At 45.1% G+C, this 12,703-nt stretch carries 8 protein-coding genes; 6 read left to right on the top strand and 2 right to left on the bottom strand.

The window, feature by feature from the left end; genetic code table 11:
- Positions 1–449 precede the first annotated feature (449 nt).
- Positions 450–2,660: a Tex family protein gene (locus tag QT998_RS24265; protein ID WP_333118181.1), complete on the top strand. Its 2,211-nt coding sequence runs from the start codon at positions 450–452 to the stop codon at positions 2,658–2,660.
- Positions 2,661–3,100: 440 nt separating this feature from the next.
- Positions 3,101–4,306: an RNA-guided endonuclease InsQ/TnpB family protein gene (locus tag QT998_RS24270; RefSeq protein ID WP_333118179.1), complete on the top strand. Its 1,206-nt coding sequence runs from the start codon at positions 3,101–3,103 to the stop codon at positions 4,304–4,306.
- 1 nt (position 4,307) lies between these two features.
- Here the strand turns inward: QT998_RS24270 and QT998_RS24275 are convergent, their stop codons facing one another.
- Positions 4,308–5,387 (bottom strand): PIN/TRAM domain-containing protein, encoded by a 1,080-nt coding sequence (locus QT998_RS24275; RefSeq protein WP_333087208.1) that lies wholly within the window; start codon positions 5,385–5,387, stop codon positions 4,308–4,310.
- Positions 5,388–5,762: 375 nt separating this feature from the next.
- Here QT998_RS24275 and hemW point away from each other — a divergent pair, with 375 nt between their 5' ends.
- The 3 genes from hemW (at position 5,763) to QT998_RS24290 (ending at position 9,855) form a co-directional block, all read left to right on the top strand.
- Positions 5,763–7,130, top strand: a complete 1,368-nt coding sequence (hemW, locus tag QT998_RS24280; protein ID WP_333118175.1) for a radical SAM family heme chaperone HemW — start codon at positions 5,763–5,765, stop codon at positions 7,128–7,130.
- A gap of 581 nt (positions 7,131–7,711) precedes the next feature.
- A complete protein-coding gene (locus QT998_RS24285) occupies positions 7,712–7,984 on the top strand; it encodes a DUF1830 domain-containing protein (protein WP_194009647.1) in 273 nt (90 codons plus the stop codon).
- 305 nt (positions 7,985–8,289) lie between these two features.
- Positions 8,290–9,855: an FAD-binding oxidoreductase gene (locus tag QT998_RS24290; protein ID WP_333118172.1), complete on the top strand. Its 1,566-nt coding sequence runs from the start codon at positions 8,290–8,292 to the stop codon at positions 9,853–9,855.
- 210 nt (positions 9,856–10,065) lie between these two features.
- Here QT998_RS24290 and QT998_RS24295 read toward each other — a convergent pair whose 3' ends face one another.
- A complete protein-coding gene (locus QT998_RS24295) occupies positions 10,066–10,935 on the bottom strand; it encodes a lipid kinase (protein ID WP_333118170.1) in 870 nt (289 codons plus the stop codon).
- A gap of 333 nt (positions 10,936–11,268) precedes the next feature.
- Between QT998_RS24295 and QT998_RS24300 the strand changes: the two genes are divergently transcribed.
- Positions 11,269–12,630, top strand: a complete 1,362-nt coding sequence (locus QT998_RS24300) for a HEAT repeat domain-containing protein (RefSeq protein WP_333118168.1) — start codon at positions 11,269–11,271, stop codon at positions 12,628–12,630.
- Positions 12,631–12,703: the final 73 nt, after the last annotated feature.

Consider the following 12,703-nt stretch of genomic DNA (forward strand, 5'->3'; position numbering starts at 1 on the left):
TTATTGTTAAATATTAATTCTTTTGTAGTGAAAGTTTTGGCATTTATAGGGATCTCAAAAAGGACTTAATTCTTCATCACTACGAGCCTGTGTGACAAGTAGAAAATAAGTCCTTTTTAGGAGTTATAATAAGGACTGAATTCCCGAATACAAACTTGTAAAAAGAAGGACTGAATGCCTCACTAGGAACCTGTTTACTCGGTGGAAAGGCGAGTCTTCTTCGGGAGTTAGAAGCAAGACTGAAATCCTCACTACGAACCTGTGTTATAAGCAGGACTTTAGTCTGATTTTGACTGGTAATTTTGAAAAAATACTAGATTTATGCTAAAATGACTTTAATAGTGTCAAGACAATCGCCAACACCTTTCAAACTTTTATTGAAACCTTTTTTACGTTCTTCCGTGAAGTTAATCTAAAACCTAAAATCGACTGACCCAAAATTCTGTACTATGCTCAACATTCCTCAACTGATTGCTGGAGAACTTGACATCAATCTCTCCCAAGTCAATAATGCTCTGGAACTTTTCGCCGAGGGAGCAACTATTCCGTTTATTGCCCGCTACCGCAAAGAACGTACCGATTCCCTCAACGAAATTCATTTGCGGGATATTTCCGATCGCTTTACTTATTTGACGGAAATTGAAGACCGCAAAAAATCGATTTTGGAGACGATCGCCTCCCAGGGCAAACTGACGGAAGAATTGCAAGCTAAAATTGAATCGTGTCTGCAAAAAAATGAACTCGAAGACCTTTATTTGCCTTACAAACCGAAGCGGCGGACGCGGGCGACAATTGCTAGAGAAAAAGGTTTGGAACCCCTGGCAAAATTTATCAAATCTCTGAACCTGCCAACTGCTCAATCGGCCGATATCGCAGCGGAAGCTAGCAAATATGTGTCGGAAGAAAAGGGCGTAAAAACTTCAGAAGAAGCTCTCAAAGGTGCTGGGGATATTTTGGCGGAAGCGGTTTCGGAAAAAGCCGAATTGCGGGCTTATTTGCGAGAGTTTTTGATGAAAACAGGAGTTTTTGTCTCGAAAATTAAAGAGGATTTCCCGGAAGGAAGCACTAAATTTGAAATGTACCGCAATTATCAAGTTGCAGTGAGAAGCGTTCAGTCGCACAATATGTTAGCGCTGTTTCGCGGGGAAACGGAAGGAGTCTTAGATTTGGAACTGGCCTTTGATGAATCCGCAGTGATGGCTTATTTGGAAGGTCAGGAAATTAGAACTAGGATACCGTTCGTTAAAGAGTTTTATCGATCGACCTTGAAGGATGCCTTCAACCGACTGATGAAGACTTCGTTAATCACAGAAGTGCGATCGCACAACAAAGCCGTCGCTGATATCGAGTCGATCGCCACTTTTGAAACCAACCTCCGCGAGTTGCTGCTGTCGGCGCCGGCGGGAATGAAACCGACACTGGCGATCGATCCGGGATTTCGCACGGGGTGCAAAGTTTCCGCCCTCGATGAAACCGGGCAATTTTTAGAATATCAAGCAATTTTCCCCCACCAAGCGGCCGCTCAGCGACAGCAAGCTGGTAAAATTGTCAAGCATTTAATTGAAAAATATAAGATTGAATTAATCGCGATCGGCAACGGTACAGCTTCCCGCGAAACAGACGAATTTGTTTCGGAAGTTTTGGCCCAAATGGACAGGAAACCGATTAAAGTCATGGTGAATGAATCCGGTGCATCGATTTATTCAGCCAGCGATGTGGCGATCGCCGAATTTCCCGACCTCGACATCACCGTCCGCGGCGCAGTCAGCATCGGGCGGCGCTTGCAAGACCCCCTCGCCGAACTCGTGAAAATCGACCCGAAATCAATAGGAGTTGGTCAATACCAGCACGACGTTGACCAAAAACTGCTCAAAAAGAAACTCGACGAAACAGTCGAAAGCTGCGTTAATTATGTCGGAGTTGACTTAAACACAGCCTCGAAAGAACTGCTGACATTTGTGTCAGGAATGACGGCAACAGTTGCCAAAAATATCGTTAATTACCGTAACGAAAACGGCGCATTTAAAAATCGCCGCCAACTCCTGAAAGTTCCCAAACTTGGGCCAAAAGCTTTTGAACAAGCAGCCGGATTTCTCCGCATTCGCGGCGGCGAAAACCCCCTGGACAATACCGCAGTTCATCCCGAAAGTTATCCTGTCGTGCAGGCGATCGCCAAGGATTTAGACTTGCCGTTGACAGGAATAACACAAATATCGGAAAAAATCAAGACTGTAAACATCAAGAAATATGTCACGGAAAAAGTCGGAGAACCAACACTCCGAGACATTATTTCCGAACTAGAAAAACCGGGAAGAGACCCGCGAGCCGAGTTTAAATATGCCACTTTCCAAGCAGGAATTAAAGAAATCTCCGACTTGCAAGTTGGGATGGAATTAGAAGGCATAATCACGAATGTAGCTAACTTTGGAGCCTTTGTTGATGTGGGAGTGCACCAAGATGGTTTGGTTCACGTTTCTCAATTAGCCGATCGCTTTGTAGACGATCCGAAACAGATTGTCAAAGTCGGACAAGTTGTGAAAGTGCGGGTTTTGGAGGTGAATGAGAAATTAAAGCGGGTTAGTTTGACAATGAAGCTGCAAGAAAAACCGCAACCGCAAAATGGCAATAGCGCGAGGCTTCCGGCCCCGCGCCGACGTTAAAAATTTGGGGGAAACTGGAATAATCTGGAATTAGATATTGATATGATTGAACCGCGAAGACGCGAAGGACGCGAAGGAAGAGAAAAGAAGAAGAAGCTGGTAATTGCTATTTTTTCTTGCTAGCTTTCCAAGTGCCACCGTAGAAGTAAAAAGGATTGTTTTTACTTACCGATTCCCAACATTTAAGACACAAAAAAAACCACTGCCCCGACTCGTCATACCGGGCGCGGTAGAGAGTCGGGGCAGATTGGGAACAACGATCGCAATATTTGATTCTGATTGCCCTGGCCATTGTTACTCAGTTTCAACTAAAACAGCAGGAGTCCCGCAGTCTAACGGTACTCCGTTGAGTGACGGGAGGAATGCGCGTGAGGCTCAAGAGCTGAACAAATTATCTATAAACACAACAGAATTTCTTCAATACGTGATACAACCTTGTCATGAAACAAGTTTTGACAGTATCTTGCAAGCTCCAAGTAACGCCTGAGCAGTCCATCAAAATTGATGCAACCTGTAAGGCGTTCGCTAATGCTTGTGAATACGTGAATCAAACTGTGCCGCCAACTCTGACAAATGAATTGGCGATGCAATCCTTGGTATATCACAATGTCAGAGATATGTTTGGACTTTCGGCGCAGTTGGCAATCCATGCTATTAGACGGGTTTCTGGCAACAGAAAAACAGCTAAAAAAGATGGGAAGCCAGTCATCCGCTTTGCTCCTACTAGCGTCACTTACGATACCCGTATATTTTCTTTTAGGGAAAAAGATTGGACAGTAAGTTTGACTACTACTGGCGGTAGGGAACGGTTTGTACTGGCTATCGGAAACTACCAACTTGGATTGCTCAAAGGTCAAAACCCCAAGACTGCTACTTTGTGCAAACGCTCTTATGGTAGTTACTATCTTAATATTCAGCTTGAATCTCAGCCAGCCGAGCCTCCACCAAGCAATCAAGTTTTGGGCTGTGATTTGGGTAGGACTGATATTGCAGTTACTTCTGATGGAGATACATTTAGCGGTAAACAAATTACCCAAGTTAGAAATCATTATGCCAAGTTGAGAGCGAATCTCCAACGCAAAGCCACGAAAGGCACGCGGAGTTCTCGGCGCAGATGTCGAGAATTGTTGAAACGGTTATCGGGCAAGGAAAAACGCTTTCAAACCTTGGTAAATCACACTATCAGTCACCGTATCGTAACTAAAGCTCAAAACAAAAATCAAGTTATCGCTTTGGAAGATTTGACGGGAATTAGGGAGCGCGCAAATCAGCAGCCACGCTCGAAAAAAGAGCGGAGACTTAGCAATAGCTGGGCCTTCTTTCAGTTGCGCCAATTCCTAATCTACAAAGCTATAAAGCATAGCGTAAAGATTTTGTTTGTTGAGCCTAGATACACTAGCCAAATGTGCCACAAATGCAATCATATTCACCCTGTACAGGGTGAATCTTATAGAAACGGTAAAAAGTTTGCTTGTGGTCATTGTGGATGGAAAGGTGATGCCGACTTAAACGGCAGTAAGAATATTGCTGCTATTGGGGCTTCCGTAAATAAGCCCGAAGGTTCGAGATTGTTTTGCAATGTGCAAGATCATTTCAGGGCTATTGAAAGCCCACACTGTACCTGTACTCAGGTCAGTGCTGGGTAATTTACACAATAACGGACTCTTGAGGACGGGCGAATATCATGCGGCCGGCGCTTGTTTGCAGGGCGCTGGTGACTACGACTCTGGCTTCGCCGCCGACATAGCTGCTTCCTGCTTCTACGACAACCATTGTGCCGTCATCCAAGTAACCGATTCCCTGAGAGGGTTCTTTGCCTTCTTTGCGGATTTTTAGTTCGATCGTATCTCCCGGCAAATAAGTCGGGCGCACCGCATGAGTCAAATCGTTGATATTCAAAACCGGCAGTTTTTGGACGGTAGCTACTTTCGATAAGTTGTAATCGTTGGTGAGCAAAATTCCGTCGATATCTAAAGCGAAGCGGACTAATTTCGCATCGACTGTGGCAATATCTTCGTAGTCAGCCGAGTGAATTTGAATCCGTTCTGGATATGTTTCTTTGATGCGGTTGAGTACATCTAAGCCGCGGCGTCCGCGCACTCGCTTTTGATCGTTGGCGGAATCAGCTACCAGTTGCAGTTCTTGGAGCACGAATTGCGGCACGATAATTTGACCTTCGAGGAAACCTGTTTCTAGCAAGTTTTCAATTCGGCCGTCAATAATGCAGCTAGTATCGACAACTTTGGCAGTTGCTGGTTTGAAAGTACCTTCGGCTACCAACACCGTGTCAAAGCTTTTGGGGTTGATCAGTCGCAAGAAAGCGCGGCCGTGAGTGTCTGTCAAGCTGACACCTGTGAAGCCGAACATGACGCTACCCAAGACTGCGACTAGAGGTTTGATGAAGCCGAACTCGCGGGGAATTGGCAGCAGGAATAGCGGAGCCAGCATTAAGTTCGCTACTAGCAGTCCGATGATTAAGCCGATCGCCCGCGTCAGCAGCATCTCGACTGGCATATCGCGGACTTGTTTTTCCAAGCGCCGATAGGTTGTTTGAGCCACTAATCCCATCACGAAGCCGATTAATGCTCCAAAGGAACCTAGTACAGAACTTAAACCTTGTATATTTGTAACTTGCTCCAGCAGGTTGTTCGGTAGCAGCTCGACTCCGTAATAGCCGATGCCTCCGCCTGCGATTATGAATGAGATTATTATGATTGCGTCTAGCATTAGTTCTAGGTTAATGAATTTGTTTACATTATATCTTTCCCGTGCTGATAGTTTTTTCCGACGTTGCGGTCGGATATCGCTATCTTGATTCATAAATTTTAATGAACTTATATTTCGCGCCTCTACCGTGAAGGGGATGCGCGATCGAGCAAGAGCTAGATTTAGCGAGGTCTGCCGAGGGCATCTACCAGATACCAATACAGGAATCTCTGGCTATTCGGGAATTTCTGCCGATCGCCACCGATAGTAGGTGCAACTAAAATAGCCGCTCGAACCCAGGCCTTTATTACTGACCAACTGTCATAATATACATAATTATTCATGATGCTTTAATTAAAGCTTGAGATTTGAACTGGCAATTGTGGCTTGAGAGTAATGAACGCTACTACAGATTATTTAACATTTGAATTCAAAAAAAGCGGCCAAGCGGCAAATTCCGGCATTCCGAGTTCGGCTTACCTGCACGTACCTTTTTGTCGCCGCCGCTGTTACTACTGCGATTTTCCGGTTTTTGTGGTGGGCGATCGCAAAAATGGCGAAAATTCCGGCACAATCGTGCAATACGTTGCCGCACTGTGTCAAGAAATTCAAGCAACTCCAAATTTAGGCGCATCTCTGAAAACAGTTTTTTTTGGTGGCGGCACACCTTCGCTGCTTTCTGTCAGTCAGTTGAGCCATATTTTAGAGACTCTAGACGGCAAATTTGGGATTGCTGCTGGGGCGGAAATTTCTATAGAAATAGACCCTGGTACTTTTAATTTAGAACAGTTGCGGGGATATGTAGCGGCGGGAGTAAATCGAGTTAGTTTGGGAGTGCAAGCTTTTCAGGATGAATTGCTGCAAGCTTGCGGGCGATCGCACTCTGTGGCAGAAATTTTTGAAGCAGTAGAAATCGTGCGATCGGCCGGGATTGTCAATTTCAGTTTAGATTTAATTTCGGGACTGCCGCACCAAACTTTAGAACAGTGGGAAACTTCCCTCAAATCGGCGGTAGAAATTGGCCCGACTCACCTGTCGAGTTACGACTTAATTGTTGAGCCTGGGACGGCCTTTGGGCGCTACTTTGAAGCAGGCGCGCAGCCGCTACCGGCAGATGAAACCGCTGCTGAAATGTACCGTTTGGCGCGATCGATTTTGACTGGGGCTGGCTACGAACATTACGAAATTTCTAATTACGCTAAGCCCGGTTATCAGTGCCGCCACAACCGCGTTTATTGGGAAAATCGCCCTTATTACGGTTTGGGAATGGGGGCGGCGAGTTACGTGGAAGGCCGGAGGTTGACAAGGCCTCGCAAAACTCAAGAATATTATCAGTGGGTGCGATCGATCTGTGCGATCGCTTCAGCAGCCACCCCAAAAATAGGGGAGGAAACCCCGCAGGATATTTACCCAGCAGTCGATCAAAATGTTCAAGTCTCAGAAAATGACATTTTGTTAGAAACGCTGATGCTAGGCTTGCGTTTAGCAGAAGGAGTTAGCCTTTCGGCGCTGACTCAACAGTTTACGCAGCAAACAGTCGATCGAATTTGGGATTGTTTGCAACCCTACTGGCGGCTGCGATGGGTGGAAATCGTGACAGCCGATAGGGCTATTTCCTACGGGATAGATCCGCTTGACGCAACTTTAGGCGAAGGCGCGAAACTGCCGCTTTCAGGGAATTTGAGGTTGAGCGATCCTGAAGGTTTTTTATTTTCCAATACAATTTTAGCCGATTTGTTCAGCCAGCTAGGCAAGGATAACTAACTGGCGTCTGAGGTGTACTCCCTCAGACAGTAACCGAGGGCGATCGAGCCAGGGCAGCAAATTAAAATTATAGAAAAATTAATTGCTCCCTAGTTTTATTCCGTCAAAAAAGATATGTTTTCTATCGATCCCTAAACAAAACTTAAAATCGAACTAAGCCTTGAGGTAGACGCAGCGACTGAAATCCGGCTGTCATACTTGAGATTGAAGATTTGAAAAAGATATCGATGGAAACTCTAACTCTCAAACGCAACAACCTTCACAGCGAATCCATTCTTGTAACTAGCGCTCCGCCCTGCACTTCTATTTCTAAATGCGCTTTTTGCTGTTACTACAAAGATCCAAGAGGATCGGTTGGTCACTGTCAATTGTTGAATGCACCCGTGAGGGGAGGATGGAAATCTTGCACCTTAGCAATGTCGCCTTTTGCACCTTCTTGGGAACACGTAGAAAAGAGCAATTTTTCCTGCAGAGGTATTTATTAATATACCCAAAGTATGTCTATTTTTTATTGTAATATGTTATATTAAGATCGGGCTAGCAGCCGATGGATTACACAATTTCACAAACAAGTAAAACAAATGAATTTGACAATGAATGAGGTAATTTCCGAACAGAATACGCGCATTTTGTGTTGGTATCTTAACAATACTAGCCAAGTGCAAATTGCTCGAATTACAAATATTCCTAATTGGCATTTTGAGCGAACGGTGTTTCCGGGAGAACGTTTTTTGTTTGAAGCGGTACCGGAAGCTAAATTAGAAATTTGGACAGCTGCAGAGACTGGTGGTGTGGCGTGCGAACCAATTTTGTGCGATCGACTGCAAGTAGAAGAATTAAGCACCGCTGATTGAACCGGAACAAAAATCGTAGGGTGCGTCATTTTTGACATCTTAATAATCGTGGCGAAAAAGTCTCATGCTGACGCACCCTTGATTTAATTCGGGGCGTGCGTCAGCATGAGATTGTTGGTTTGTCGCCGAAATAGTCGTAGCTGACGCATCCTACTTATCAGAAACCTGGTTTCTGGCGTGATTTATCGTTAAGCCCAAAACTCCTATAAACCGGTTTTTTTACCCCACATCAGCCCTAAAACTCTCCGAAATATCGATCTAAGCTAAATTATAGAAAATCCACCGCTCTTCAATCTTAAAACCCGATGTCCCTCACCGAACAAATCCTCTCCCAAGTGCCCGGAAATGCCCTTGAAGGCCTGCAAAAGGTCGATCGACTCTGGAACAACCTCAAACAAAACACCGCACCAGCACCCCAAGCAGTCAAGCACAACCAACAACCCCTCGAAACCCTCGACTTCGACATAGTTATCGGCGGCGGAACCCTAGGAATACTCATCGGAACAGCCTTAGCCGTGCGGGGTTGGCGAGTAGCCCTACTCGAACGCGGCATCCTGCGAGGGCGCGAACAAGAATGGAACATTTCGCGCAAAGAATTAGACGCATTCTTAGAACTAAATTTGCTGACTGCTGCTGAAATAGACAAAGCAATAGCCACCGAATACAACCCAGCCCGCATCAGCTTTGCCAACACCCCCGACATTTGGGTGCGCGACGTACTAAACATCGGAATAGACCCAGTTTACCTCCTCGAAACCCTCAAACAAAAATTTCTCCAAGCCGGAGGCAAACTATTTGAAAACACACCATTTAAAACAGCAACAATTCACCCGAACGGAGTCGCGGTAGAATCGGCAATTACAGATTCACCGACAGCCGAAAATTTATTTAAAACCAGATTATTCTTAGATGCAATGGGACATTTTTCCCCCATTGTCCGCCAAGCCAGACAAGGCAAAAAACCCGACGCAGTATGTTTAGTAGTCGGCACTTGCGCCCAAGGATACCCCAAAAACGAAACCGGCGACATATTTGCATCCTTCACCCCAATGCAAAATCAGTGCCAATACTTTTGGGAAGCATTTCCAGCCAGAGACGGGCGCACTACTTACTTATTTACCTACATAGACGCTGACACAGAAAGATTCAGTTTAGAAACATTATTTGAAGAATATTTGCGCTTGCTGCCCCAATATCAAAACCTCAAACTCGAACAGTTAAAATTCCAAAGAGCACTCTACGGATTCTTTCCCTGCTATCGTCAAAGTCCTCTAAAAATGCCTTGGAATCGCATACTTCCAGTCGGAGACAGCAGCGGTAGCCAATCGCCCCTCAGCTTCGGCGGTTTTGGGGCAATGGTGCGCCACCTCAAACGATTGACTCTCGGAATTGACGAAGCTTTGACAAGCGAGAGTTTAGACAAAAAATCCCTCGCACTTTTGCAACCGTACCAGCCCAATCTATCTGTTACCTGGTTGTTTCAGCGTTCGATGAGTGCTGCGATGAATCAAAAAATTGAGCCCAATCAAATCAATCAACTTTTGGCTGCTGTATTTCAGGTAATGGAAGAGTTGGGAGAACCGGTACTCAAACCGTTTCTGCAGGATATTGTGTTATTTCCGGCTTTGTCAAAAACCCTGTTTAAAACAGCAATTAGTCATCCCGGATTAGTGATGAAAATCATTCCGCAGGTGGGAATAGCTAATTTGTTTGATTGGATGGTTCATTATGTAAATTTAGGAATTTATACGGGATTGCAGCCATTGGGGAAAGCGGTAGAACCGCAGGTTAAAAATTTATCTGCACAACAGCAATATTATTTTAACCGATTAGTTGAAGCGTGGCAATACGGCGCGGGAGGCGATTATTAATTATGGTAATTCGGTTTGTAGTGAGGACTTGAGTCTGTGTCAAAATCAGAGGAATAAAATCCTCATATCGTTTCTGGTTGCATCGGAATAATAAAATCGAGTCAACAGTTAACAATCAACCATTCAGTTTTTCGAGTCAACAGTCAACAGTCAACAGTCAACTGTCAACAGTTATATATGAGTGCAACCGGAATTGATATCACTACAAACTTATACAGGAGCTATAACTGCTAAAGCTTGGGGAATCACTCGGAATTTTGCAGGCGTGTGAGTGGTGATTTCACCGTCGGTATTAATCGAACGGCGTTTGCTAGTATTAATCTCAAATTCTTGAGCGTGCAAGGCGCGAACCTTCGGCCAAGTGGTATGATTTCCTTGCCTCATTGCCGGCAGCAAAGCAAGGATTTCCCACCAATGTTGTGTCTCTAAACTATACAAGTCTAGTCGCTTGTCGTCGATGGTGGCATCTTCGGCAACTGTCATGCCGCCGCCGTAGTAGCGGCCGTTGCCTATGGCAATTTGAATTGTTTTTACATTAAAAGATTGGTTATTGACCTTGATTTCTGCTCTGAATGGTCGCGATTTAAAAATTGTCTGCAAAGCAGCAAAAGCATAAGCTAAAATTCCCCAGCGCTGCTTTACATCTTTAGTCAGTCTCTGGGTAATTTCGACGCTCAATCCCAAACTCGCTACATTAAAAAAATGCTGTTGGTTTACCCAGCCTATGTCTATAAGCCGAATTTTACCGCTGGCAATTACTTGAATAGCTGCGGATAAATTGGTAGGAATTCCGAGAGTGCGGGCTAAATCGTTAGCTGTTCCCATCGGCAAAATACCCAAGGGTAATTTAGTGTCCATCAAACCTTCGATGGCGCAGTTAAGTGTGCCATCGCCACCACCGATGATGACTAATTCGACTTGATTTTTTTGCTTCCGAATTGTGTCGGAAATTTCGCTGGCGCTGTCGGTTGATTTTACTATTAATTCAAAACCAAGTGCTTCTAATTTGGCAGTGGCTTGAGATAATAGTTTTTTCCCTTTTCGGGAGTGCTGGTTTACTAAAAGGAGAGCTTTTTTCATGGAAAAATGGGCTAAGAGTTGGGTAAAAAAATTAATTATGTCACGGTTCGTAGTGCGGAGTTGAGTCCGCACTGCGAACCGAAGGAAGAAATGGCTTTATTTAATTGGGATTTATTAGCTCTATTTTTATTTAAGTAGGAATTAATCCTTTTGTTGAAAAAATATGACAAATTGATGATTTAAATGGATTGATTTAATGTTTTAATTGTATTTTACCATTGGTGAGGGATTGACATCAATCTAAAATAATTGATAATTGTAGCAACAGATTGCGGGAGACGATCGCGCTTCTGGGCTAGCTGTCATCTACCTTCTTGAAGCTAAATTAAATTTATGTCTCATATTTTGGAACAAGCGCAAGCCGCTGCCGATCGCCAAAACTGGCCTATTGTAGTCGAATGCTTGCAGCAAGTGACAGCCAACCGCAGCCAGCCACAGGAAAAAATATTTTTAGAACAAGCTGTAAGTTTAGCAATACAAACCTTGGAATGGGGGGATTTTCAAGACCGCTGGGAAATTGCTAAAGTATTGCCAAATCTGGGAAATGGCGCGATCGCACCTTTAATTGCCACGATCGAAGACGAAGACGCAGACACCGAACCCAGGTGGTTTGCCGCCCGCATTCTCGGAAAGTTCGAGCGCCCGGAAGTGATTGCAGCTTTAGTACAATTAGTCAAAAATTCCGACGAAGAATTGAGCCAAATCGCGGCCCAAACCCTCGCCAATTTCGGCCCGACAGCTATAGAATCCCTAGCAACTCTATTGCAGCAGGAAGACTCGCGACAGTTTGCCACAGCAGCCCTCGCCCAAATTCGCCGCCCCGAAGCGATCGCCCCGCTGTTGAGTGTAGTCAAAGACTCTAGAATTGCGGTGCGGCTGGCTGCGATCGAGGCTTTGAGTAGTTTTCACGACTCCCGCATCCCGCCGGTACTGGTAGAAGCACTCAAAGATGTGGCGACATCAGTCAGAAAAGAAGCCGTGAGAGCTCTGGGAGTTCGCGCTTATTTAGATGCAGAATTAGATTTAGTTAATTTGCTCAAACCTTTGCTTTGGGACATCCGATTTGAAGTGTCCCAACAAGCGGCGATCGCGATCGGGCGACTGAAAACCGATGCTGCAGCGTACAGTTTATTTGAATTCCTGCGAAACCCCGCAACTCCCCTGGAATTGCAAATCGAAACTGTGCGCGCCCTAGGCTGGAGCGAAACTGCTGTTGCTTTAGAATATTTGCAAACTGCGCTGATTGGGCGATCGCTTTTTAACGCACAACCAAGCGAATTCACAAATAGCGATCGAATGCTAAATGCCAGCGAATCCTGGCAGATAAATAACATTAATCCTGCTGTTTGTCAAGAAATTGCCGCTGTTTTAGGGCGAGGGTCAAAGCCGGAGTTAAAAGTTAAAGCTGCTGAAATTGCGATCGGTTTGCTGGAGGGGAATCATCCGGCGGTGCAGCCTCCCGAAATCAAACAATCTTTAGCTTTAGCGTTAGGACAATTAGGTGATATTAGAGCGCTAAACGCGCTGATTCAATTGTTAGCCGACGGCGATAATAGCGTCAGGCTGCACGGCGCTGCAGCACTCAAACGGCTTGGTGCGGCGGAGGTTCGGCAGCAATTAGAAAGTTTAGTTAAACAAGAGAGTCTGGAACCGGGATTGAGAGAGGGAATTGCGATCGCCCTGCAAGAATGGTAGGAGAATTAGTCTTATTGACTGTTGACTGTTGACTGTTGACTGTTGACTAACAACTAACAACTAACAACTAACA

It is taken from the genome of Microcoleus sp. S1D4 (assembly GCF_036700765.1).
Lineage (GTDB): Bacteria > Cyanobacteriota > Cyanobacteriia > Cyanobacteriales > Microcoleaceae > Microcoleus.